Source organism: Rathayibacter sp. PhB151 (assembly GCF_004366415.1).
Classification (GTDB): domain Bacteria; phylum Actinomycetota; class Actinomycetes; order Actinomycetales; family Microbacteriaceae; genus Rathayibacter; species Rathayibacter festucae.
This window is the reverse complement of the sequence record NZ_SOEN01000007.1, coordinates 991,856-1,014,714: the sequence shown is the minus strand read 5'-3', so window position 1 is coordinate 1,014,714 and position 22,859 is coordinate 991,856. Positions and strand designations below refer to the sequence as shown.

The window sequence follows — 22,859 nt, the reverse complement described above, 5'->3', positions numbered from 1 at the left end:
TCGGGCGGCCAGCACCCTTCGAAAGGAACCACCGCCTGATGACGGTCCCCACGAGCGCCCCGACGTCCCCTGCGATCGACGGCGCGGACGCCGCCGCGCGCCTGGGCATCGCCGCGCACTCCGACGGGGCGTTCACGCCCGTGCAGACCCGCTCCGAGCGCTTCGCGTCCACTGACGTCGACGCCTTCGAGACGGTCACCGGTCGCGAGATCGCCTGGAAGCTGACCCCGGTCGCCCGCCTCGGCGACCTGATCGACGGTCCCCTCGACGGCTCGCCGACTCCGCTGGAGTCGGCCGCGGTCGAGGGCGTCGACGTCTCCTGGGTCGGCCGCGACGACGCGCGGATCGGCACCGCGGGCCTCCCCGAGGACCGCGCCGCCGCGAACGCCTGGTCGCAGTTCGAGCAGGCGCTCTCGATCCGGGTGACCGGCGAGGACGAGAAGGTCGCGACGCTCGTGCGCACCGGTCTCGGCTCCGCCCCCCGTGCCGCGCACACGATCATCGAGGCCGCGCCGTACGCGCGCGGCGTCGTCGTGCTGCAGAACGAGGGCGAGGCGACGCTCGCCGAGAACGTCGAGGTCCTCGTGGGCGAGGGCGCGCAGCTGACGATCGTCACGCTGCAGGAGTGGGCCGACGACGCCCGCCACCTCGCGAACCACTTCCTCCGCGTCGGCCGCGACGCGAAGGTCAAGCACATCGTCGTCACGCTCGGCGGCTCGATCGTCCGGGTGAACCCCTCGGCGCACCTCGTCGAGCGCGGCGCGGACGGCGAGCTCCTCGGCCTGTACTTCGCCGACGGCGGCCAGCACCTCGAGCAGCAGGTCTACGTCGACCACGACGCTCCCGACACCCGCAGCCGCGTCACCTACAAGGGCGCGCTGCAGGGCCAGGGCGCGCGGACGGTCTGGATCGGCGACGTGCTGATCCGCCAGAGCGCGAACGGGACCGACAGCTACGAGCAGAACCGCAACCTGGTCCTCTCGGACGGCACGCGCGCCGACTCGATCCCGAACCTCGAGATCGAGACCGGCGACATCGCCGGAGCGGGCCACGCCTCGGCGACCGGCCGCTTCGACGACGAGCAGCTCTTCTACCTGCAGTCGCGCGGCATCCGCGAGGACGAGGCGCGCCGCCTGGTCGTCCGCGGCTTCCTCAGCGAGATCGTGCAGCAGATCGGCGTGACCGAGCTCGAGGACCGCCTCCAGCTCGCGATCGAGGCCGAGCTGGCCGGCAGCGCCGGGCAGACCGGCGCGTACAGCCCGGAGGTGTCCGCATGAGCGACGCCGCCCGGATCTGCGCCGCCTCGGAGCTGATCCCCAACCAGGCCGTCCGCTACGTCGTCGACGGCATCGCCATCGCGATCGTGCAGGACACGGCCGGCGAGATCCACGCCATCGGCGACACCTGCACGCACGGCGAGGTCTCCCTCGCCGAGGGCTTCGTCGAGGACGACACCCTCGAGTGCTGGGCCCACGGCTCGGCGTTCTCGCTGCGCACCGGCGCCCCCCTGAACCTGCCGGCCTTCGAGCCGGTTCCCGTCTTCGTCGTCGAGGTCATCGACGGCGACGTCTACATCGACCCGACCGTCACGAAGGAAGTCTGAATGTCCGTTCTCCAGATCAGCGATCTCCACGTCAGTGTCGAGACCGAGCAGGGGACCAAGCAGATCCTCCGCGGTGTCGACCTCACCATCAACCAGGGTGAGATCCACGCGGTGATGGGCCCGAACGGGTCCGGCAAGTCCACCCTCGCGTACACGATCGCGGGGCACCCGAAGTACCACGTCGACGGTGGCTCGATCACCCTCGACGGTGTCGAGGTCCTCGACATGACCGTCGACGAGCGCGCTCGCGCCGGCCTCTTCCTCGCCATGCAGTACCCGGTCGAGATCCCCGGTGTCACCAACACCAACTTCCTCCGCACCGCCAAGACCGCGATCGCAGGCGAGGCGCCGGCGATCCGCACCTGGACCAAGGACGTCAAGAAGGCCATGGCCGACCTGCGGATGGATCCGTCCTTCGCGGCGCGCAACGTCAACGAGGGCTTCTCGGGCGGCGAGAAGAAGCGCAACGAGATCCTCCAGCTCGAGCTGCTCGCCCCGCAGTTCGCCGTCCTCGACGAGACCGACTCCGGCCTCGATGTCGACGCGCTCAAGATCGTCTCGGAGGGCGTCAACCGCGCCCACGCGTCGACCGGCCTCGGCGTCCTGCTCATCACGCACTACACGCGGATCCTGCGCTACATCCAGCCGGACTTCGTGCACGTCTTCGTCGCCGGCCGGATCGCCGAGCAGGGCGGCAAGGAGCTCGCCACCCGACTCGAGGACGAGGGCTACGACCGCTTCCTCGCCCCGGCGACGGCCTGATCATGGCGGTCACCACGCTCGACCCGAAGCTCTTCGACCAGGTCGAGGAGGCGCTCAAGGACGTCATGGACCCCGAGCTCGGTGTCAACGTCGTCGACCTCGGCCTGATCTACGACCTGGGCTGGGACGACGAGAACGACGCCCTGGTCATCCACATGACACTGACCTCGGCGGGCTGCCCGCTGACGGACGTGCTCGAGGAGCAGACCGCGGAGTCGCTCGACGGCGTCGTGGAGGCGTTCCGGATCAACTGGGTCTGGATGCCGCCGTGGGGCCCGGACCGGATCACCGAGGACGGCCGCGACATGATGCGCGCCCTCGGCTTCTCGATCTAGAGCCTTCTCGATCGAGAGCCGCGCCGCTCGATCGGCGGCAGGTACGGCGAAGGGCCCGGAGGATCATCCTCCGGGCCCTTCGTCGTGCGTGCGGGGCGGGTCAGCCCTTGCGGCGGCCGAGCAGCGCCCAGGTGGTGGGCAGCAGCGCCGCGGCGAGCAGGATCTTGAGGGTGTCGCCGACGAGGAAGGGCACGAGGCCGGCGGTCAGCACCGAGCCGAGGTCGGCCGGGTAGCCCATCGAGCCGAGCGCGGTGGCGAGCCAGGGGAGGCCGACCAGGTAGATCGTGGCGGTGCCGGCGAGGAAGGTGACGGCGGTGCCGACGATGCGGCGGTCCCACTGGCGCTGCGCGAGCCGGCCGGTGACGATCGAGGCGAGGACGAAGCCGACGATGTAGCCGCCGGTCGGGCCGGCCAGGACGGCCCAGCCGCTCGAGCCCTCGGTGAAGATCGGGGCGCCGAGTGCGCCGACGAGCGCGTAGACGCCCATCGAGAGTGCGCCGCGCAGGGCGCCGAGGGTGGTGCCGACGAGCAGGACCGCGAAGGTCTGGCCCGTGATCGGGACCGGCCACATCGGGATGTACAGCTGCGCCATGCCGGCGGTGAACGCGGCGGCGGCGAGGACGAGCACCAGATCGGTGACCAGCGAGCGGGTGAGCAGCCGGTCCGCCAGGACCGGTCGCGACGGGGCGAGAGAGTAGCTGGACATGTCTGTTCTCCAAAGACCGTGTCGCCCGAGAGCGAGGAGCGAGCGCGTCCGCGGTGAGCGGACGTGGATCCGCCCCGCGGCTCAGGAAATATACTAGGGGGCTGCCGCTCCGCGGCCTCTTGCCCCACACCTCCCGAACCGAACGCCATTTCTTGGCGGGAACGGACAGCACAGTGCTCAGCGTGCACGACCTCGAACTCCGAGTCGGCGCCCGACTCCTGATGGAGAACGTGTCCTTCAGAGTCGGCGACGGCGACAAGGTCGGCCTCGTCGGCCGCAACGGCGCGGGCAAGACGACGCTGACCAAGGTCCTCGCCGGCGACCTCATCGCCGCGAAGGGATCGGTCGACCGCGGCGGCGAGATCGGCTACCTGCCGCAGGACCCGCGCTCCGGTGACCCCGAGGAGCTGGCGCGCACGCGCATCCTCGACGCCCGCGGCCTCGGTCAGCTGGTGCTGGGCATGCAGGAGGCCACCGTCGCGATGTCGAGCAGCGACACGGCCGTCAGCGAGGCCGGGATGAAGAAGTACGGCAACCTGACCGACCGCTTCCTCTCGCTCGGCGGCTACGCGGCGGAGGCCGAGGCGGCGTCGATCGCGAGCAACCTCAACCTGCCGGACCGGATCCTCGACCAGCCGCTGAAGACGCTCTCGGGTGGTCAGCGCCGCCGCATCGAGCTCGCCCGCATCCTCTTCTCCGACGCGCAGACGCTCATCCTCGACGAGCCGACCAACCACCTCGACGCCGACTCCGTGGTCTGGCTCCGCGAGTTCCTGAAGAACTACCGCGGCGGCTTCATCGTGATCAGCCACGACATCGAGCTGGTCGGCGAGACCGTGAATCGCGTCTTCTACCTGGACGCCAACCGCCAGGTCATCGACGTCTACAACATGAACTGGAAGAACTACCTCCGCCAGCGCGCGGCCGACGAGGAGCGCCGCAAGAAGGAGCGCGTCAACGTCGAGAAGAAGGCCGGGGCACTGCAGCTGCAGGCCGCGCGCTTCGGCGCGAAGGCGTCGAAGGCCGCGGCCGCGCACCAGATGGTCGCGCGCGCCGAGCGGATGCTCAGCGGCCTCGAGGAGGTCCGCGCCGTGGACCGCGTCGCGAAGCTCCGCTTCCCGACCCCGTCCGCCTGCGGCCGGACCCCGCTGCAGGCGCAGAACCTCTCGAAGAGCTACGGCTCGCTCGAGATCTTCACCTCGGTCGACCTCGCGATCGACCGCGGCTCGAAGGTCGTCATCCTCGGCCTGAACGGTGCGGGCAAGACGACTCTGCTGCGCATCCTCGGCGGCGTGGACGCGCCGGACACGGGCGTGATCGAGGCCGGCCACGGGCTGCGCATCGGCTACTACGCCCAGGAGCACGAGACGATCGACGTCAAGCGCTCGGTGCTGGAGAACATGGTCTCCTCGAGCCCGAACCTCACCGAGACCGAGGCCCGCCGCGTGCTGGGCTCGTTCCTCTTCACCGGCGACGACTCGCACAAGCCGGCCGGCGTCCTCTCCGGTGGCGAGAAGACCCGCCTCGCCCTGGCGATGATCGTCGTCTCGGGCGCCAACGTGCTGCTGCTCGACGAGCCCACCAACAACCTCGATCCGGCCAGCCGCGAGGAGATCCTCGACGCGCTCGCGCACTACGAGGGCGCGGTCGTCCTGGTCAGCCACGACGAGGGGGCCGTGGAGGCGCTCAACCCCGAGCGCGTGCTGATCATGCCCGAGGGCACCGAGGACCACTGGACCGCGGACTACCTCGACCTGATCATGCTGGCCTGACCCGCGGCGTCCAGGGATCCCCGAGTCCCGGCGCCGTGGGTCTCGATACGCCGCGTGCCGCGGCTGCTCGACCAGCATGCATGCGGGCGGGCGTCATCTCGGTGGATCCCGCTCCGTCAGCGGGCGTCGAGCAGCTCGTCCTCGATCTCGGCGTCGGTGCGGCCGCGGCGGAGGCGGCGCTGCTCGCGGCGCTCCTCGGCGGCGATGACCTCGGGGTCGTCGGCGTTGCGGATCCGGTACTCGTGCCGGATCGCCCAGGCGAGACCGCCGAAGCCCATGATCGCGAAGAGCACCCACTGGATCGCGTAGCTGATGTGCAGGCCCTCGTCGGCGACCGGCTTGATCGCGGCGAGGGGCCGCTCCTCGATCGGAGCCGGGTCCTCCTGGACCAGCAGCCCGTAGCCCGCGGTGCGCAGCGGCTCGTCGAGCTGGGCGGAGAGGTCGTCGAGCTGGATCGTGGCGATCTGGCCGGCGGGGGCACCGCGGCCCTCGATGCGACCCTCGCCCGGTTTGAGTCGCGCCGTCACCGTGACCTCGCCCTCGGGCGGGGCCGGGACGACGTCGGGGGAGTCCTGGGTGGAGCCGACCGGGACCCATCCGCGATCGACGACGAAGACGCTGCCGTCCGCGAGGCGCAGCGGCGTGAGGATCTCGAAGCCGGGATTGCCGTTGTACGGCCGGTTGCGGACGAGCGTCTCGCCGTCGGTCTCGTAGACGCCGCTGACCTCGACGGGCCGGTACTCGAGCGCGTCGTCCCAGCCCGCTCCCTCGGGGAGCAGCCCGTCGAGTGCGACGGGGTCCGCGTTCCAGTTGGCGGTGACGAGCCGGTTGGTGCTCGCCGCTTCGTCGAGCCGCGCGACCTGCCAGCGCGAGAGCAGCACGCAGGCGACGGCGAAGACGATCGTGAGGGCCAGATAGCCGAACCAGCGGCGCGAGAAGGCGAAGCGCCAGGACGGCCGCGTCGCCGTGGCGCTCACAGAGCGGCTCCGCGGTCCACCGTCAGCAGCGGCTTCACCTCGAGCGGGAACTCCCGGGCCGCGAGGAACTCGCGCAGGTAGTCGAGGTGCTCACCGCAGGCGAGCCAGGTCTTCCGGCGGTCCGCGGTGTGGATGCGCGGGTTCCGCCACTCGATCGCCCAGGTCGCGGTCTGCGGGCAGCCGGCGCGCGAGCAGGCGTGCTGATCCGGCACGCCGCCGAGCGGGATCACCGTCGTCCCTCGCTCGGGTCGCCGCCCTCGGGCGCGTCGGCGGAGGGTGCGGCGTCGTCCGCCGCGGGCGGCACGTACGGCGGCACCGGCCGGGACAGCACGATCGCGCCGGGACGCTCGACCGTGCCGCTCTCGCCGGCGCTGCCGACGTTGGCGAGCACGACCGCGAAGTACGGGAGCACGATCGCGCCGAGGGCGAAGAAGAGCAGCCACCAGCCCTGGGCGAAGATCAGGCAGATCACGCAGACCATCCTGATGCCCATGGCGATGGAGTACTTGATCGCGCGGGAGCGACGCGCGGCACTGGGCGACGGCGGGAGGGAGGTGAGCGATTCGCGTGATTTCACAGCCCCACAAGACTACGTCGTGCGCGCCAAGCGAAGGCTGAGACGGCCCTATCCGCGGATGTGTTGCGCCGAGCGCCTCTAAGATGTACGGGTCGTCCGGAGCCGCCCGCGCACCGGCGGAGAGGGACACCATGACCACGCCGCGCACCGTTCTCGTCACGGGGGGCAACCGGGGGATCGGCTACGCCATCGCCGAGGAGTTCGTGGCGGCCGGTCACCGGGTCGCGGTCACCGCCCGCTCCGGCTCCGGCCCCGAGGGCTCCTTCACCGTCGTCGCCGACGTCACCGACTCCGCGTCCATCGACGCCGCCTTCTCCCGGATCGAGGCCGAGCTCGGCCCCGTCGAGGTCGTCGTCGCGAACGCCGGCATCACCCGCGACATGCTGCTGCTGCGCATGTCGGAGGAGGACTTCACCTCCGTGATCGACACCAACCTCACCGGCGCCTTCCGGGTCGTCAAGCGGGCGTCGAAGGCGATGCTCAAGCAGAGGTTCGGCCGCATCGTCCTGATCTCGAGCGTCGTCGGCCTGTACGGCGGACCGGGTCAGATCAACTACTCCTCGTCCAAGGCGGCGCTGGTCGGCTTCGCCCGATCGCTCACCCGCGAGCTCGGCGCCCGCAACATCACGGCGAACGTCGTCGCACCCGGGTTCATCGAGACCGACATGACGGCGGAGCTCCCGGCGGAGCAGCAGGCGGAGTACCGCAAGAGCATCCCGCTGGCCCGCTACGGCACGGCCGCCGAGGTCGCGAAGGTGACCCGCTGGCTGGCGAGCGACGAGGCGGACTACATCTCCGGCGCCGTCATCCCCGTCGACGGCGGCCTCGGGATGGGTCACTGACCGTATCAGCTGAGAGCTTATATCTGAGAGATATCAGCTGTAGGCTTATGCGGTGACCGAAACCCCCGTCGTCGCGGTGCTGCTCGACCTGGTCGACTCCCGGGAGATCACCGCGCGGTCCTCCGTGCAGCGCGAGATCGAGCGCGGCTTCGCGGCGGTCGACGCGGCGGTCCCGGCACTCGAACCGCTGCACCCGACGGTCGGGGACGAGTTCCAGGCGGTCTACGCCTCCGTCTCCGCGGCCCTTGGGGCGACGCTCCAGGCGCGCCTGGCGCTGCCGCCCGGGGTGGACTGCCGGGTCGGCCTCGGCCGCGGCGAGGTCCGGGTGGTCGGCTCGGGCATCGCCGGCGACCTGCAGGACGGGCCCGGCTGGTGGCGCGCGCGAGCGGCCATCGAGCGGGCGCACGCCCTCGAGGACGGAGCCGTGCCGACCGCCCGGGGCTGGTTCATCGCCTCGGACGCCCCGGACGCGCAGGAGGCCGCGGTGAACGCCTACCTCCTCGCGCGTGACGCCCTCGTCGGCGAGATGAGCGACCGCGACCGACGGCTCGTGCTCGGCATCGCGCGCGGGCTGCCGCAGAAGGTCCTGGCCGAGCAGGAGTCGATCACGCAGTCGGCGGTGTCGCAGGCGCTGAAGCGTGCGGGCGCCGGCGCCCTGCTCACCGGCGCGCGGCTGCTGGCGGACGCGTGCTGACCGCGCTGCTGCTCGCGCTCGTCGGACTGGCCGACCTCGCGCGGACGCACCTCGGCAGGCCGGTCGCTGCCGGGGCTGTCGTCGTGCTCTGGGTGGGAGCAGTGCTCTCCGCCGTGCTGGGCCTCGGGGCTCCGCCGCTCGGGGTCGCGACCGTCGCGGTCCTCGCCGGAGTCTGGCTGCTGCTCACGACGACCGCGGCGGGCACCCGGCCGCCCGGTGGGCTCCGACCCGCCGTCGGCCTCGTCGTCGCGGTCCTCGTGCTCTCGGTGCTGGATCGCGCGGCCGGGCCCGCCGCCGGCCCCCTGGTCGACGCCTATGCGGGGCTCGGGCGCTCCGGGCCGGTGCCGCCGATCGCCCAGGCGCTGCTCGCCGGGAGCGCCGCGCTCTTCCTCCTGGAGAGCGCCAACGTCGTCGTGCGCGCCGCGCTCTACCGCGAGCTGCCGCAGCCGGTCGCCGCCCGCAGCCGCTTCTCGCTCCGCGCACGCTTCGCCCGGCCGGCGCCCCAGGAGGTGCGCGTCCCGGATCTCCGCGGCGGTCGCGCGATCGGGCCGCTGGAGCGGCTCCTCGTGGCCGGGCTCACCCTCGCCGGAGCGATCGGGCTGGCCGGCGCCGTCTTCGCGGCGAAGGGCATCGTGCGCTTCCCGGAGATCTCCCGCGACGGCGAGGGCGGCTCGAAGGCGGAGTACTTCCTGGTCGGCTCGCTGGTCAGCTGGGCGCTGGCCCTGGGCGCGGCGGCGCTGGTCGCGACCGCGGGCGGCTGAGGCGCCGCCCCAGCGTCAGCCGCGGAGGCCGAGGACCGGCAGCAGCTGGCTGAGGTCGAGGCCGTCGACGACGAGGTCGGCGCGCTCGCGGACGACGGGCTTCGCGTTGAAGGCGACCGAGAGGCCGGCCACCCGCATCATCTCGAGATCGTTCGCGCCGTCGCCGACCGCGATCGCCCGCCGGAGCGGGACGCCGGACTCCGCCGCCCACTCGCACAGCGCGGCGGCTTTCGCGGCGGCGTCGATGACCGGGCCCTCGACGGAGCCGGTGAGGCGGCCGTCGCGGCTGCCGAGCCGGTTGGCGCGGACGAAGTCGAGGCCGAGGGCCCCGGCGACCGGATCGAGCACCTCGTGGAAGCCGCCCGAGACGACGCCGATCCGACCACCGGCGGCGTGGATGCCGGCGATCAGCTCCTCCACTCCCGGGGTGACCCGGACGCGGCCGCTCACTCCAGCGCAGACGTCGTCGAGGACGCCGGCCAGAGTGGCGACGCGCTCGCGCAGGCTCTCGCCGAAGTCGATCTCGCCGTGCATCGCGCGCTCGGTGATCGCGGCGACGCGCTCCTCGGAGCCAGCGTGCGCGGCGAGCAGCTCGATCACCTCGTCCTGCAGCAGCGTGGAGTCGGCGTCGACGACGACCAGGAAGCGGGCGGGTGTGCGCAGAGGCTCACTCAAGGACGGGCCAATCGGTCGGGTCCGCGCGCCGGCAGGGCCGGCGGCGCGGAAGCGCAGTGCTCTCGACCCGCGGGGGTGCTACGGGCGGACGACGACGCCCTTGCCGACGACGGTGATGCCCGACTCGGTGACGGTGAACCCGCGCTCGCGGTCGTGGTCGTGGTCCACGCCGACACGGGCGCCGGGCTCGACGACGACGTCCTTGTCGAGGATAGCGCGGGCGACCACGGCGTCCGGGCCGATCCGGACCTTGTCGAAGACGACCGAGTCGGAGACCGTGGCGTTCGACTCGATGACCGCCCAGGGGCCGACGACGCTGCGCTCGATGTGGGCACCGGAGATGACGGTGCCCAGAGAGACGACCGAGTCGACGGTGGTGCCGAGGTTGCCCTTGCCGTCGCGCACGATCTTCGCGGGCGGCGAGTTGAGCTGCGACGAGAAGATCGGCCACTGCTGGTTGTAGAGGTTGAAGACGGGCAGCGCCGAGATGAGGTCCTGGTGCGCCTCGAAGAACGAGTCGATCGTCCCCACGTCGCGCCAGTAGTAGCGGTCGCGATCGGTGGAGCCGGGGACCTCGTTGAGCTTGAGGTCGTAGACGCCTGCCTCGCCGCGCGCGACGAAGTCGGGGATGATGTCGCCGCCCATGTCGTGGTCGGAGGTGGAGAGCTCGCCGTCGCGGATGACCGCGTCGATCAGCGCGTCGGCGTCGAAGACGTAGTTGCCCATCGAGGCGAGGACCTCGTGCGGCGAGTCGGCGAGGCCGACCGCGTCCTTGGGCTTCTCGAGGAACTCGGCGATCTTGGTCGGGACGATGCCGTCGCCGGCCTCGTCGCCCGCGAGCTGGATGACGCCGAACTGGTCGGCGAGCTCGATCGGCTGGCGGATCGCCGCGACGGTCGCCTTCGCGCCCGACTTGATGTGCGCCTCGATCATCTGCGAGAAGTCCATGCGGTAGACGTGGTCCGCGCCGACCACGACGACGATGTCGGGCTTCTCGTCGCGGATCAGGTTGAGGCTCTGCAGGATCGCGTCGGCCGAGCCGCTGAACCAGCGCTTGCCGAGCCGCTGCTGCGCCGGGACGGACGCGACGTAGGAGTTGAGCAGGCCCGAGAGCGTCCAGGTCTGCGAGACGTGGCGGTCGAGCGAGTGCGACTTGTACTGCGTCAGCACCACGATCTGGGTCAGACCCGAGTTGATGAGGTTGGACAGCGCGAAGTCGATCAGACGGTACTGCCCGCCGAACGGCACCGCGGGCTTGGCCCGGTCCGCCGTGAGGGGCATGAGCCGCTTGCCTTCGCCACCCGCGAGGACGATGCCGAAAATCTTCTTTGACTGCATGGCTCCACAGTAGGGGTTGGCGGTGGTCCGCGAACCCGCGTGAAGTCGGCTGTCGCCGGGGGATCGCGCTGTACTACGGTTCGGGGTGTGCGAGTCGATCTGCTGACCAAGGAATATCCGCCCGAGGTGTACGGGGGAGCCGGCGTGCACGTGGCCGAGCTCACCAAGGCCCTCCGCCACGACATCGAGGTCGTGGTGCGCTGCTTCGGCGCGCCGAGGGACGAGGAGGGGGCGTTCGCGTATCCGGTGCCGGCCGAGCTGGCGCAGGCCAACGGCGCGCTGCAGACCCTGGGCGTCGATCTCCAGATCGCCCAGGACGCGGCCGGAGCCGATCTCGTGCACTCGCACACCTGGTACGCCAACGCGGCCGGGCGCCTCGCGCAGCTGCTGCACGGCATCCCGCACGTCGTCTCGGCGCACAGCCTCGAGCCGCTGCGCCCGTGGAAGGCCGAGCAGCTCGGGGGCGGCTACCGCGTCTCGAGCTGGATCGAGCGCGAGGCGTACGAGAGCGCCGATGCGGTGATCGCGGTCTCCGGCGGGATGCGGAACGACATCCTCCGCTCGTACCCCGCTCTGGACCCGGCGAAGGTGCACGTCGTCTACAACGGCATCGACCTCGACGCGTGGCACCCGGTGGAGGACGAGGCCGTCCTCGCCGAGCTGGGCATCGACCCGTCGCGCCCCTCCGTCGTCTTCGTCGGCCGGATCACCCGGCAGAAGGGGCTGCCCTACCTGCTGCGCGCGGCCGCGATGCTGCCGCCGGAGGTGCAGCTGGTGCTCTGCGCAGGCGCCCCGGACACCCCCGAGATCATGGCCGAGGTCACCGCGCTCGTGCGGGGGCTCCAGCAGGAGCGCACCGGCGTCGTCTGGATCGACCGCCACCTGCCGCGCCACCAGCTCTCCGCGGTGCTGACCGCCGCGACCACGTTCGTCTGCCCGTCGATCTACGAGCCGCTGGGCATCGTGAACCTCGAGGCGATGGCGTGCGGTGCCGCGGTCGTCGGGACCGCGACCGGCGGCATCCCGGAGGTCGTCGTCGACGGCGTGACCGGGCGCCTGGTGCCGATCGAGCAGGTGACGGACGGCACCGGCACACCGGTGGATCCGGAGCGCTACGTCGCCGACCTCGCGGCCGCGATGGCCGAGGTCGTCGCCGACCCGGCCGCCGCGAAGCGGATGGGCGAGGCCGGCCGCCTGCGCGCGCAGAGCGACTTCAGCTGGACGCAGATCGCCAGGGACACCCGTGCGATCTACGACTCGCTCGTCTGAGCCCGCCGCCCGCTCCCTTTAGACTGGATCGCATGCCCAGCGTTGTCTCGTTCGTCGATGTGTCCTTCGTCCGGAACGGCAAGCGGATCCTCGATCACGTCGACTGGACCGTGTCCGAGGAGGAGCGCTGGGTGATCCTCGGCTCCAACGGAGCCGGGAAGACCTCGATCCTGCAGATCGCCGCGGCGCAGAACTATCCGTCGACCGGCTCGGCGCACCTGCTCGAGGAGACGCTCGGCCGCGTCGACGTCTTCGAGTTGCGCCCCCGGATCGGCTACGCGTCGACCGCGATGGCGCGCCGCCTGCCCGCGGGCGAGACGGTGCTCGACGTGGTGATGACCGCGGCGTACGCGGTGACCGGGCGCTGGAACGAGGGCTACGACGAGATCGATGAGCGCCGCGCGCGCCGCGTCCTGGTGGAGTGGAAGCTCGACCACCTCGCCGACCGCACCTTCGGCACCCTCTCCGACGGCGAGCAGAAGCGCGTCCAGATCGCCCGCGCGATCATGACCGACCCGGAGCTGCTGCTGCTCGACGAGCCGGCCGGCAGCCTCGACCTCGGCGCCCGCGAGGAGCTCGTGCAGCTGCTCGGCGGCTTCGCGCAGGACCCGGCCTCGCCCGCGATCGTGATGGTGACCCACCACGTCGAGGAGATCCCGGCCGGCTTCACGCACGCGCTGCTGCTGCGCGACGGCGCCGTGGTCGCCGCAGGCCCCCTGGCTGAGGCGCTCACCGAGGCGACCCTCGCGGACGCGTTCGGGCTCGACATCGCGCTGACCCACGAGAACGGGCGCTACTCGGCCCGGGCCCGCTGAGCGCGGGCTCGCTCAACCGCGTGACGCACCTCCCCGCGGCGGCGACCGTCTGCTATTCTCGGTAGCTGGTTCGGGCCCGTTCGCGGTGCGCCCGCCACTCATCCACCCGCACCCGTCGACGACAGGCGCGGTTCAGGACCACAAGCGACAGGACACGATCATGCAGACCGACATCCACCCCAAGTACGAGGCCATCGTGTTCCGCGACCTCGCCTCCGGTGAGACCTTCCTCACCCGCTCGACGGCGACCAGCAGCAAGACGATCGAGCTCGACGGCGTCACGTACCCCGTCATCGACGTCGAGATCTCGTCCGCCTCGCACCCGTTCTACACGGGCAAGCAGCGCATCATGGACTCGGCCGGCCGCGTCGAGAAGTTCAACTCGCGCTACAAGAACTTCGGCAAGTAGGCTCCGGCCTCCAGCCTCCGAAGGGCCCTCGACCTCGCGGTCGGGGGCCCTTCGACGTGGGCGCCAGCGCAGGGCGGGGAAGAGGCCGACGTCCTCGGGGTGGGCGGGTCTCGAGACGCCCCTGCGGGGCTACTCGACCAGCATGAGTGGCGATGCAGCTCGCGGAGCGAGTCCGCTTCCCTCTGCTGATCGGACGACCCGGCAGCCGGCCGCTTCCTGCTGATCGAGTAGCCCGCGGAGCGGGCGTATCGAGATCCACCACCGCCTGCACGGTGGTCGCCGGGTCTCGATACGCCGCTGTGCGGCTACTCGACCAGCATGAGTCGCGATGCAGTTCGCGGAGCGAGTCCTCTTCCTCTGCTGATCGGGCAGTCGGTCGGATCAGTAGCGGTAGAAACCCTCGCCGGTGGCGGTGCCGAGCTTGCCCTGGTCGAGGTACTCGGTCTTGAGGTGGGCGGCGAAGGCCTGGGAGGCCTCGTCGGGGGCGGCGACGGCGACGTGGTAGGCGGTGTTGAGGCCGATGACGTCGAAGATCTGGAAGGGGCCGAGCGGGGCGCCGGTGCCGATCCGCCAGGTCTTGTCGATGGTCTCGGGGTCGGCGTAGCCGCCCATCAGGAGGCCGCTCGCGGCGTTCAGGAGCGGCACCAGCAGCGAGTTGAGCAGGTAGCCGGCCTTCTCCTTCTGCAGGCGGATCGGCTCGAGACCGCTCTCGACCGCGAAGGCGACGACCGCGTCGACGACGGCCGGGTCGGTGTCGGCGGTGCCCATGATCTCTGCGGTGTTCTGCACCCAGACGTGGTTGGCGTAGTGCAGGGCGAGGAAGCGGTCGGGGCGGCCGGTCGACTCCTTCAGATCGCTGGGGAGCAGCGTCGAGGAGTTGGTGGCGAAGATCGTCCGCTCGGGGGCGAGGTCGCCGAGTCGGCCGTAGAGCTCCTGCTTGAGCGCGAGGTCCTCGGGGACGGCCTCGATCACGAGGTCGGCGTCGGCGACGGCCTCGGCGAGGTCGGAGGTGAGGCGCAGCGACTCGAGGGCCGCGGCGGCGCCGCCGGGGATCCCTCCGGAGACCTGGGCCGACTCGTAGACGCCGGCGAGCCCGCGGAAGCGCTCGCGCGCGGCGTCGAGCACCTCGTCGGTGACGTCGTAGCTGGTGACGGCGAAGCCGTGGAAGGCGGCCTGGAACGCGATCTGGGAGCCGAGGACTCCGCTGCCGAGGACGGTGACCGTGCGGATGGTGGGCATGACTGCTCCTTGCCGGGGACTCGGGTGGTCCCGCTGTCCTCCGATCCCAGCGCAGCGCGGGGCGGCGGTCGAGCGGTTGCGCGCGGGGGTCGCCGCATGTCCTCGTGACGGGAGCACCGGTTCCGGGCCCGTGACGCGACGGGCCCGAAGGCGGTAGCGTCCGGGGATGGTGTCCTTCGCCGACAAGCCGATCCTGCCGCTCACGACGCCCGAGGAGTGGGACGCCTACCTCCGCGGTGAGCCGGACCCGGGCGGTGTGCGGTTGAAGCTGCGGAAGAAGGCGGCCGTCGACCCGGGCATCACCTACGCGGAGGCGCTCGACGTCGCACTCTGCCACGGCTGGATCGACGGGCAGGCGGGTGCCTTCGACGAGCAGTTCAAGCTGCAGGCGTTCACACCGCGGCGCCGGGCGAGCCCGTGGTCGAAGGTGAACCGCGACCACGTGGCGCGGCTGCTCGAGGAGGGCCGGATGCTGCCGGCCGGGCTCGCCGAGGTGGAGCGGGCGCGGGCGGACGGACGCTGGGACGCCGCCTACCGGCAGCGCGACGCGGAGGTGCCGGACGACTTCACGGCGGCACTGGCCGCGGATCCGGCGGCCGCCGCCTTCTTCGCGACGGTCGGTGGGCAGAAGCGCTTCGCGTTCCTCTTCCGGCTGTCGCAGCTGAAGCGGCCGGAGACGCGGGAGCGGCGGATCGCGGAGTACGTGGCGCTGCTCGCGGAGGGGCGCACGCTCACCTGAGCCGCGTCGTCGGTGCCGAGGTCGGAACGGGACGCTCAGTGCCGGACGGGCCAGGCGCCGTCGGCGACGAAGCTCTCGTCGCGGACGCGGCGCATGTACTCCTGGAACGACTCGGCCTGCGTGCGGCACCAGTCGATCTGCAGGGCGTGCAGCGCCTCGGCACCGCCGCCGAGCTCCTCGGCGAAGGCGCGGCCGAGGGCCTGCGCGACCCGTCCCGCGGCGATCGCATCGGCACCGGCGTCGTGCGCCTCGGTCAGCGGGACGCCGTAGTGCAGCGCGGCCTGGACGAGGGTGCGCTTGCCCTTGCGGTAGCGGTCGACGGCCTTGTCGATCACGAGCGGGTCGATCACGGGACTCGGGTCGATCAGCACCGGGACGCCCCAGCGACGCGCCTCGAAGGCGAGCAGCGAGAGGTCGTAGGGGGCGTTGTAGACGACGACGGGGATCCCGCGGGCCAGGAGCGAGCGCAGCGCCTCCGACACTTCGGCGACGACCTCGCCGGCGGGGCGGCCGTGCTCGCGGGCGTGCTCGGTGCTGATGCCGTGCACGGCGCTGGCGCCGGCCGGGATCTCGACGCCCGGATCGGCGAGCCAGGTGGTGCCCTCGACCGGGGTGCCGTCGGCGTCGATGACGCCGACGTGCGCGGTCACGATGCGGCTGGTGCGGACGTCGATGCCGGTGGTCTCGAGGTCGAAGACGGCAAGACGGTCGTACCAGCGGGCGCCGTCGGAGCCGGCCGGCGCCTCCGACGACCCTGCCGACGCGCCGGTGGACCCGGCTTCGTCGAGGAGGCTCTCGTCGAAGAGCGTCGGTGCCTGGTTCGTCTCGGTGGTGCTCACGCCGACAGCCTAGGCGGGGCCTCCGACATCGTCGGGAGGCCCCGCGGCGTGCTGCGCGGTCGAGCGGGCGAGGGCCGGATCAGCGGGTGAGTCCCTCGCGGGTCTGGCCCGCCTTCGCGACGTGCAGCCAGAAGAAGCCCTGGGTGCCGAGCGTCATCGTCAGCGCGCCGTCCTCGGAGAAGCCGGGGAAGCGGCCGCCGCCGAAGAGGTCGGTGAGCGTCGAGCCGGGGTTCTCGGGGTCGGTGATCGTCACCGAGACCGGGTTGTGGTTGAAGCTGAAGACGCAGAGCACCTCCTCCGGCTGGTCGCCCATCGCGGTGCCGGAGCCGGCGTAGTCGCGGACGAAGGCGAGCACCGACTCGTGGTCGGTCTCGAGCACGCGCATCGAGCCGAGGCCGAAGGCCGGGTGGCCGCGGCGCACGTGCAGGACGTTCCGCATCCAGTGCAGCAGCGAGCGCGACTGGGCGAGCTGCGCCTCCACGTTGACCTGGTTGTAGTGGTAGACGAGCGACTGGACGATCGGCTGGACGAGCTTGCCCGGGTCGGCGGCCGAGAAGCCGGCGTTGCGGTCCGGGGTCCACTGCATCGGGGTGCGGGAGGCGTCGCGGTCGTTCAGCCAGATGTTGTCGCCCATGCCGATCTCGTCCCCGTAGTAGAGGAACGGGCTGCCGGCCAGCGAGAAGAGCAGGGCGTTGATCAGCTCGAGCTCGGCGCGCGAGTTGTCGAGCAGCGGCGCCAGCCGGCGGCGGATGCCGATGTTGGAGCGCATCCGCGGGTCGTAGGCGTACCAGCCGTACATCGCCTGGCGGTACTCCTCCGAGACCATCTCGAGGGTGAGCTCGTCGTGGTTGCGCAGGAAGACGCCCCAGGCGGCGCCCGAGGGGATGTCGAAGGTCTCGGAGAGCACCTTCTTCAGCTCGTTCGCGGTCTGCGCGCGGAGGGAGTAGAAGATGCGCGGCATGACCGGGAAGTCGAAGGCCATGTGGCACTCCGGCTCCTCCTCCGTGCCGAAGAACGCGGCGACCTCGCGCGGCCACTGGTTCGCCTCGGCGATCAGGATGCGGCCGGGGTAGTCGCGGTCGACCATCGTCCGCAGGTTCTTGATGAAGTCGTGCGTGGGCGGCTCGCCCTCGCCGTTGCCCTCGTCGGACTCGTAGAGGTAGGGGATCGCGTCGAGCCGGATGCCGTCGACGCCCAGGTCGAGCCAGAACTTGACGACGTCGTGGATCGCCTCGTGGACGGCCGGGTTCTCGAAGTTGAGGTCGGGCTGGTGCGAGAAGAAGCGGTGGAAGTAGAACTGGCGGCGCTCGGCGTCGAAGGCCCAGTTGGAGTCCTCGGTGTCGACGAAGATGATCCGGATGTCCGGGTACTTGTCGTCGGTGTCGTTCCAGACGTAGAAGTCGCCGTAGGGGCCCTCGGGGTCGGAGCGCGACTGCTGGAACCACTCGTGCTGGTCGCTGGTGTGGTTCAGCGGGAAGTCCATCACGATGCGCATGTTGCGCTCGTGGGCTTTGCGGACCAGCTCGCGGAAGTCCTCCATGGTGCCGAACTCGGGGAGGATCGCCTTGAAGTCGGAGACGTCGTAGCCGCCGTCGCGCAGCGGCGACATGTAGAAGGGCGGCAGCCAGAGCGCGTCGATGCCGAGCCACTGCAGGTAGTCGAGCTTGGACGCCAGGCCGTTGATGTCGCCGGCGCCGTCTCCGTTCGAGTCGTAGTACGACCGGATCATGACCTCGTAGAACACGGCCCTGCGGTACCACTGCGGATCGAGGGCGAGCCCGGGGAGTTGGATCGGGGACGTGAAGCTCACGGTGCTCCTTCTGCTGCTGCCTGAGCGGATGACCGGCGCCGCGCCGGAATCGGAGCGGAGGACGGGGGACGGGCGGTGCGTCGCGTGCGAACGCGCCTTCATGCTTGCGGCTCGGATCGAGGGCCCGCAAGGCGTTGCGGCGGGAAGTTCCACGGGCTTTCCCTACGATGGGGACCGTCATGACCATAGCCTCCCCCTACGCCGCCGACCTCGGGCGACTCGCCATCAGCGAGAGCGCCGTCGACGTCGCCGGGGCCACCACCGCCTACTGGAGCTACGGCGACCCCGACGCGGGGACCGTGCTGGTCCTGGTGCACGGATTCCGCGGCGAGCACCACGGGCTGGAGCCGGTGATCGCGCGGCTGCTGGCCGGCGGAGCGGACGCCCGCGTGGTCGCGCCCGACCTGCCCGGCTTCGGCGCGTCGCCGCCGATGACGGCGCACGCGCACGACGTCGAGGGCTACGCCGCCTGGCTCGGCGAGTTCCTCGATGCGCTCGGGCTGCGGGGAAGTGCGGTCGTGCTCGGGCACTCCTTCGGCTCGATCGTCTCCGCGGCGGCCGTCGCGGGCGGGCTGGAGACGCCGCTGCTCGTGCTCGTCAATCCGATCGCCGCGCCCGCCCTCGCGGGGCCCCGCGGCGTGCTGACCCGGCTCGCGGTGCTCTACTACCGCCTCGGCGCGGTGCTGCCCCGCCCGCTCGGGCTGCGCCTGCTCGGCGACCCGCTGATCGTGCGGGTGATGAGCCTCGCGATGGTGAAGACCGAGGACGGGCCGCTGCGCCGCTTCGTGCACGACCAGCACGACCGCTACTTCAGCGCCTTCGCCTCGCGCGACACGGTGCTGGAGGCGTTCCGCGCCTCGGTCTCGCACGACGTCAGTGAGTACGCCGCGCGGATCGCGGTGCCGACGCTGCTGATCGCCGCGGCGCAGGACGACATCACCCCGCTCTCCGCGCAGTACCGACTGCTCGAAGCGCTGCCGCACGCCCGCCTGCACGTGATCGACGGGGTCGGCCACCTCATCCACTACGAGACGCCGGACGAGGCGGCCGCCGTCCTCCGCGCGGCCCTGGACGAGGGGATCGACCGATGAGGATCGTCGTCGACTGCCGGTACACCCGGCTCGAGCGCCACGACGGCATCAGCCGCTACACCGCGGAGATCGTGGCCGAGCTGGCGAAGCTGCACGACGTGACGATGCTGATCAGCGACCGCCGGCAGCGGGCGATGCTGCCGGATCTGCCGTGGGAGAAGGTCACCTCGCCCACGGGGCCGTTCGAGCCGTTCGTGGCGCTGCTGGTGAACCGGCTGCGGCCCGACGTCGTGTTCTCGCCGATGCAGACGATGGGCTCGCTCGGCCGGCGCTACCGGCTCGTGCTCACCGTGCACGACCTGATCTACTACCGCCATCGCACGCCGCCGCGCGACCTGCCGCTGCCGGTCCGCGGGCTCTGGCGGCTCTACCACCTGGCGTGGTGGCCGCAGCGGCGCCTGCTGCAGCGCGCCGATGCGATCGTGACGGTGTCCGAGACGACCCGCGGGCTGCTCCGCACGCACCGGCTGACGACCCGGCCGGTCGTCGTGGTGCCGAATGCGGCCACGGCGCCGGACGAGGCGAGCGCGGCCCTCGCGGCGGCGCTGCCCGACCGCTCCGATGCGCGCTCGCTCGTCTACATGGGCTCGTTCATGCCCTACAAGAACGTGGAGTCGCTGGCGCGGGCGATGCGGCTGCTGCCCGACTACGAGCTGCACCTGATGAGCCGGGCGAGCGACGAGACGGTGGAGACCCTCCGCTCGCTCGCGCCGACGGCGAAGCTGGTCTTCCACCAGGGGGCGGACGACGCCTCCTACCGCGAGGCGCTCGCGCGCGCCACGGCGCTGGTGACCGCGAGCCGGGACGAGGGCTTCGGGATCCCGCTGGTCGAGGCGATGGCGCTCGGCACGCCGGTCGTCGTCAGCGACATCCCGATCTTCCGCGAGATCGGCGGTGACGCCGCGGTCTACGTGGATCCCTCGAGCGCGAAGGGCATCGCCGAGGGCGTGCGCTCGCTCGAGGACCCGGAGCGCTGGCGGGAGCTGTCGGCGAAGGCGCGGGAGCGGGCGGCGGCGTACTCGTGGCGCGACTCCGCGCGGGTGCTGCTGGAGCTGCTGACGAGCGTCGGGCGCTGAGCGGCGCCGGACGCGGCGTCAGGCGGGTGCGCTCGGACTGAGCACGTCGTCCAGGTCGGACTGCAGATCGGCGTCGACCACGACGACGTCGCCGGAGTCGTCGACCGCGACGATCTGCAGGGCGCCGTCGACGATCGCGAAGTCGTGCCGCGAGCCGTTGCCCACCGTGGCGCCCTGGGCGGGCAGCTCGTCCTCGCTGAGGGCGCGGAGCAGGCTGCCGATGACGGCGCCGTGCGTCGCGACGATCACGCGCTGCTCCGGGAAGCGCTCGGCGATCTCGAGCAGCGCGGCCGTGGCGCGCTCGACGACCTGGGCGCGGGTCTCGCAGCCGGGGATGCGGGCGCCCTCGATGCCGCCGGGGAAGAGCTCGCGGAGCTCGTCGCCGGTCATGCCCTCGGCCTCGCCGTAGGCGCGCTCGGCGACGCCCTCGACGACCTCGGGCTCGGGCAGTCCGAGACCGCGGGCGATGATCGCCCCGGTCTCGTGTGCGCGCTGCAGCGGGCTGGCAACGACGACGTCCCAGTCGCGCTCGCGCAGCAGCCGGGCGGCGGCGCGGGCCTGCGAGCGGCCGGTGTCGTTGAGCGGGATGTCGCTCGCGCCCTGGATGCGGCGGGCGGCGTTCCAGTCGGTCTGGCCGTGCCGGACGAGGGTGAGCTGGGTCACGAGGGCCTCTCGGGTGGTGGGGGAGCGGTGGGTCAGCGCGACGGGAGGCGCTCGGCGAGGGCGCGGAGGACCTCGCTCGTGCCGCCGTCGATCTTGATGCCGGCCCGCGAGTCGCCCTTGGTGGTGCCGCGATTGACGATGACGATCGGCATCTTCGCGCGCCGGGCGATCTCGAGGAAGCGGATGCCGGAGTTGACGACGAGGGACGAGCCCGCCACGAGCAGCGCGTCGGCGCCCGCGACGATGGCGCGCGCCTCCTCGAACCGCTCGGTCGGGATGAACTCGCCGAAGAAGACGATGTCGGGCTTGAGGATCCCGCCGCAGACCGTGCACTCGGGGACGGTCATCGCCGAGACGTCGTGCACCTCGGCGTCGCCGTCGGGGTTGAGCGAGGAGATGTCGGGGTCGTCGAGCCAGGGGTTGAGCGCCTCGATGCGCTCGGCGATCGCGTCGCGGGCGAAGTACTGGCCGCAGGTCATGCAGCGGACGCGGTCGGCGGAGCCGTGCAGGTCGACCACGCGCTGCGAGCCGGCGCGCACGTGCAGGCCGTCCACGTTCTGCGTCACGACACCGGTGAGCAGGCCGCGCTCCTCGAGCCGCGCGAGGGCGCGATGGCCGTCGTTCGGCAGAGTGGCGGTGAAACGGCGCCAGCCGAGCTGGCTGCCGGCCCAGTAGCGGCGGCGGTAGTCGGGGTCGGCGACGAACTGGGAGTAGGTCATCGGGCTGCGAACGGGGGCTCCCGCGCCGCGGTAGTCGGGGATGCCGGAGTCGGTGCTGACGCCCGCGCCGGTGACGGCGGCGATCCGGCGACCGGTCAGGAGCTCGACGGTGCGGTCGAGGGCGGCGGAGCGCTGCTCGTCGGCCCGCTGCAGGTCGGCCTGCTGCTCGTCGGCCTGATCGGCACTGCTGCCGTCGGCGATCGGTGTCGGACCCGACTCCATCCACGCCTCCCTCGGACACCCGCGCACGCGGGCACTCCATCGGCCAGTTTAGACCGCGCGGTGCCCTAGGGTTCCGGGATGCCGATCGTGCACATCGAGGACCTCGACCACCCGCTCCTGGCGGACTACCACCGCCTGACCGACGTGGCGCTGCGCCGGGTGCTCGAGCCCGAGGGCGGGCTCTACATCGCGGAGTCGTCGAAGGTGATCGTCCGCGCGCTCGACGCCGGGCACGTGCCGAAGTCGGTGCTGGTGCAGGAGAAGCGGCTGCCGGACGCGGCGGAAGTGCTCGAGCGCTTCCCGGACGTGCCGGTGTTCGTCGGGCCGGACGCGATGATCGAGGAGCTGACCGGGTTCCACCTGCACCGCGGGGCGCTCGCGTCGATGCGGCGGCCGGAGCTGCCGTCGATGGCGTCGCTGCTCGAGGACGCGCGGCTCGTCGTCATCCTCGAGGACCTCGTCGATCACACGAACGTCGGCGCCGTCTTCCGCGCGGCGGCGGGCATGGGCGCGGACGCGGTGCTGGTGAGCCCGCGCTGCGCGGACCCGCTCTACCGGCGGAGCGTGCGGGTGAGCATGGGGACGGTGCTGCAGGTGCCGTGGACGCGGATCCCGGAGTGGGGGCCGGCGCGGACCGAGCTGCTCGCCGCGGGGTTCTCGGTCGCGGCGCTGGCGCTCGCGCCGGACGCGGTGCCGCTGGACGAGTACGCGGCGGTGCGGCCCGAGCGCGTGGCCATCGTGCTGGGTGCGGAGGGCGACGGGCTGAGCCGGGCGGCGCTGGACGCGGCCGACACCGTGGTGACCATTCCGATGCTGCACGGGGTCGACTCGCTCAACGTGGCCTCGGCGAGCGCCGTCGCGCTCTGGGCGCTGACGCGGGGGCGCTGAGCCGAGAGCGGGCGTCCCGCGCAGCCTCCGCGGTGTCC

The 22,859-nt window shown here is 71.8% G+C and carries 26 protein-coding genes; 15 read left to right on the top strand and 11 right to left on the bottom strand.

The genetic code is table 11. The features are described from left to right. Nucleotides 1-38 precede the first annotated feature (38 nt). The 4 genes from sufD to EDF35_RS12255 are packed head-to-tail and all read left to right on the top strand — an operon-like array spanning nt 39 to nt 2,700. Nucleotides 39-1,277, top strand: a complete 1,239-nt coding sequence (sufD, locus tag EDF35_RS12270) for a Fe-S cluster assembly protein SufD (RefSeq protein WP_123704297.1) — start codon at nt 39-41, stop codon at nt 1,275-1,277. Further along, the gene (locus tag EDF35_RS12265) at nt 1,274-1,603 is read left to right on the top strand and encodes a non-heme iron oxygenase ferredoxin subunit (RefSeq protein ID WP_123446282.1); all 330 of its coding nucleotides are present in this window, start codon (nt 1,274-1,276) and stop codon (nt 1,601-1,603) included. The genes sufD and EDF35_RS12265 overlap by 4 nt, the downstream gene beginning before the upstream one ends. After that, a complete protein-coding gene (gene sufC / locus EDF35_RS12260) occupies nt 1,604-2,365 on the top strand; it encodes a Fe-S cluster assembly ATPase SufC (RefSeq protein WP_123446283.1) in 762 nt (253 codons plus the stop codon). It abuts the gene before it with no gap. A 2-nt stretch (nt 2,366-2,367) separates the two neighbouring features. Further along, nucleotides 2,368-2,700, top strand: a complete 333-nt coding sequence (locus EDF35_RS12255) for a metal-sulfur cluster assembly factor (protein ID WP_123446284.1) — start codon at nt 2,368-2,370, stop codon at nt 2,698-2,700. 100 nt (nt 2,701-2,800) lie between these two features. Here EDF35_RS12255 and EDF35_RS12250 read toward each other — a convergent pair whose 3' ends face one another. Next, nucleotides 2,801-3,406: a biotin transporter BioY gene (locus tag EDF35_RS12250; protein WP_133962526.1), complete on the bottom strand. Its 606-nt coding sequence runs from the start codon at nt 3,404-3,406 to the stop codon at nt 2,801-2,803. Between the two features lie 173 nt (nt 3,407-3,579). Here EDF35_RS12250 and EDF35_RS12245 point away from each other — a divergent pair, with 173 nt between their 5' ends. Then, the gene (locus EDF35_RS12245) at nt 3,580-5,178 is read left to right on the top strand and encodes an ABC-F family ATP-binding cassette domain-containing protein (RefSeq protein ID WP_123733093.1); all 1,599 of its coding nucleotides are present in this window, start codon (nt 3,580-3,582) and stop codon (nt 5,176-5,178) included. A gap of 116 nt (nt 5,179-5,294) precedes the next feature. Here EDF35_RS12245 and EDF35_RS12240 read toward each other — a convergent pair whose 3' ends face one another. The 3 genes from EDF35_RS12240 to EDF35_RS12230 are packed head-to-tail and all read right to left on the bottom strand — an operon-like array spanning nt 5,295 to nt 6,732. Continuing rightward, the gene (locus EDF35_RS12240; protein ID WP_133962525.1) at nt 5,295-6,155 is read right to left on the bottom strand and encodes an SURF1 family protein; all 861 of its coding nucleotides are present in this window, start codon (nt 6,153-6,155) and stop codon (nt 5,295-5,297) included. Next, the gene (locus EDF35_RS12235) at nt 6,152-6,385 is read right to left on the bottom strand and encodes a hypothetical protein (RefSeq protein ID WP_243839950.1); all 234 of its coding nucleotides are present in this window, start codon (nt 6,383-6,385) and stop codon (nt 6,152-6,154) included. Before EDF35_RS12235 ends, EDF35_RS12240 begins: the two co-directional genes overlap by 4 nt. Continuing rightward, on the bottom strand, nt 6,382-6,732 hold the full coding sequence (locus tag EDF35_RS12230) for a DUF3099 domain-containing protein (protein WP_123704289.1): 351 nt from the start codon (nt 6,730-6,732) through the stop codon (nt 6,382-6,384). Before EDF35_RS12230 ends, EDF35_RS12235 begins: the two co-directional genes overlap by 4 nt. A 131-nt stretch (nt 6,733-6,863) precedes the next feature. Here EDF35_RS12230 and EDF35_RS12225 point away from each other — a divergent pair, with 131 nt between their 5' ends. Genes EDF35_RS12225 through EDF35_RS12215 form a run of 3 tightly spaced genes read left to right on the top strand, consistent with a single transcriptional unit; the run spans nt 6,864 to nt 9,029 of the window. Further along, on the top strand, nt 6,864-7,574 hold the full coding sequence (locus EDF35_RS12225; protein WP_133962524.1) for a beta-ketoacyl-ACP reductase: 711 nt from the start codon (nt 6,864-6,866) through the stop codon (nt 7,572-7,574). Between the two features lie 52 nt (nt 7,575-7,626). After that, nucleotides 7,627-8,268 carry a SatD family protein gene (locus tag EDF35_RS12220; protein WP_243839949.1) on the top strand — a complete coding sequence of 214 codons (642 nt, stop codon included), beginning with the start codon at nt 7,627-7,629 and terminating at the stop codon, nt 8,266-8,268. Next, nucleotides 8,262-9,029, top strand: a complete 768-nt coding sequence (locus EDF35_RS12215) for a hypothetical protein (protein WP_133962523.1) — start codon at nt 8,262-8,264, stop codon at nt 9,027-9,029. The genes EDF35_RS12220 and EDF35_RS12215 overlap by 7 nt, the downstream gene beginning before the upstream one ends. Before the next feature lie 15 nt (nt 9,030-9,044). On the opposite strand, the gene serB is transcribed toward EDF35_RS12215, so the two are convergent. Further along, a complete protein-coding gene (gene serB / locus EDF35_RS12210) occupies nt 9,045-9,704 on the bottom strand; it encodes a phosphoserine phosphatase SerB (protein WP_123704280.1) in 660 nt (219 codons plus the stop codon). 78 nt (nt 9,705-9,782) lie between these two features. Next, nucleotides 9,783-11,042: a glucose-1-phosphate adenylyltransferase gene (locus EDF35_RS12205; RefSeq protein ID WP_123446293.1), complete on the bottom strand. Its 1,260-nt coding sequence runs from the start codon at nt 11,040-11,042 to the stop codon at nt 9,783-9,785. An 87-nt stretch (nt 11,043-11,129) separates the two neighbouring features. Between EDF35_RS12205 and glgA the strand changes: the two genes are divergently transcribed. The 3 genes from glgA (at nt 11,130) to EDF35_RS12190 (ending at nt 13,535) form a co-directional block, all read left to right on the top strand. Then, the gene (gene glgA / locus EDF35_RS12200; RefSeq protein WP_123733099.1) at nt 11,130-12,311 is read left to right on the top strand and encodes a glycogen synthase; all 1,182 of its coding nucleotides are present in this window, start codon (nt 11,130-11,132) and stop codon (nt 12,309-12,311) included. Between the two features lie 32 nt (nt 12,312-12,343). Continuing rightward, the gene (locus tag EDF35_RS12195; protein ID WP_123446295.1) at nt 12,344-13,126 is read left to right on the top strand and encodes an ABC transporter ATP-binding protein; all 783 of its coding nucleotides are present in this window, start codon (nt 12,344-12,346) and stop codon (nt 13,124-13,126) included. Between the two features lie 160 nt (nt 13,127-13,286). Next, on the top strand, nt 13,287-13,535 hold the full coding sequence (locus EDF35_RS12190; protein WP_123446296.1) for a type B 50S ribosomal protein L31: 249 nt from the start codon (nt 13,287-13,289) through the stop codon (nt 13,533-13,535). Nucleotides 13,536-13,916: 381 nt separating this feature from the next. Here the strand turns inward: EDF35_RS12190 and EDF35_RS12185 are convergent, their stop codons facing one another. Next, nucleotides 13,917-14,774 carry a 3-hydroxyacyl-CoA dehydrogenase gene (locus tag EDF35_RS12185; RefSeq protein WP_133962522.1) on the bottom strand — a complete coding sequence of 286 codons (858 nt, stop codon included), beginning with the start codon at nt 14,772-14,774 and terminating at the stop codon, nt 13,917-13,919. 166 nt (nt 14,775-14,940) lie between these two features. Here EDF35_RS12185 and EDF35_RS12180 point away from each other — a divergent pair, with 166 nt between their 5' ends. Further along, a complete protein-coding gene (locus EDF35_RS12180; protein ID WP_123704275.1) occupies nt 14,941-15,513 on the top strand; it encodes a YdeI/OmpD-associated family protein in 573 nt (190 codons plus the stop codon). A 35-nt stretch (nt 15,514-15,548) separates the two neighbouring features. On the opposite strand, the gene EDF35_RS12175 is transcribed toward EDF35_RS12180, so the two are convergent. Together EDF35_RS12175 and treS are read right to left on the bottom strand one after the other, a co-directional pair. Then, the gene (locus EDF35_RS12175) at nt 15,549-16,352 is read right to left on the bottom strand and encodes a 3'-5' exonuclease (protein WP_133962521.1); all 804 of its coding nucleotides are present in this window, start codon (nt 16,350-16,352) and stop codon (nt 15,549-15,551) included. Nucleotides 16,353-16,431: 79 nt separating this feature from the next. Next, complete coding sequence (treS, locus tag EDF35_RS12170) at nt 16,432-18,162, bottom strand: maltose alpha-D-glucosyltransferase (RefSeq protein WP_123733104.1); 1,731 nt, start codon at nt 18,160-18,162, stop codon at nt 16,432-16,434. Nucleotides 18,163-18,341: 179 nt separating this feature from the next. On the opposite strand from treS, the gene EDF35_RS12165 reads away from it, so the two are divergent. After that, the gene (locus tag EDF35_RS12165; protein ID WP_133962520.1) at nt 18,342-19,253 is read left to right on the top strand and encodes an alpha/beta hydrolase; all 912 of its coding nucleotides are present in this window, start codon (nt 18,342-18,344) and stop codon (nt 19,251-19,253) included. Further along, entirely contained in the window at nt 19,250-20,329 is a 1,080-nt protein-coding gene (locus EDF35_RS12160; RefSeq protein ID WP_133962519.1) for a glycosyltransferase family 1 protein, read from the top strand. The genes EDF35_RS12165 and EDF35_RS12160 overlap by 4 nt, the downstream gene beginning before the upstream one ends. 18 nt (nt 20,330-20,347) lie before the next feature. On the opposite strand, the gene EDF35_RS12155 is transcribed toward EDF35_RS12160, so the two are convergent. Together EDF35_RS12155 and EDF35_RS12150 are read right to left on the bottom strand one after the other, a co-directional pair. After that, complete coding sequence (locus tag EDF35_RS12155) at nt 20,348-20,992, bottom strand: histidine phosphatase family protein (protein WP_166674094.1); 645 nt, start codon at nt 20,990-20,992, stop codon at nt 20,348-20,350. Nucleotides 20,993-21,024: 32 nt separating this feature from the next. Continuing rightward, nucleotides 21,025-21,933: a Sir2 family NAD-dependent protein deacetylase gene (locus EDF35_RS12150; protein ID WP_133962517.1), complete on the bottom strand. Its 909-nt coding sequence runs from the start codon at nt 21,931-21,933 to the stop codon at nt 21,025-21,027. 78 nt (nt 21,934-22,011) lie between these two features. Between EDF35_RS12150 and EDF35_RS12145 the strand changes: the two genes are divergently transcribed. Next, a complete protein-coding gene (locus tag EDF35_RS12145) occupies nt 22,012-22,821 on the top strand; it encodes an RNA methyltransferase (RefSeq protein ID WP_123704261.1) in 810 nt (269 codons plus the stop codon). Nucleotides 22,822-22,859 lie beyond the last annotated feature (38 nt).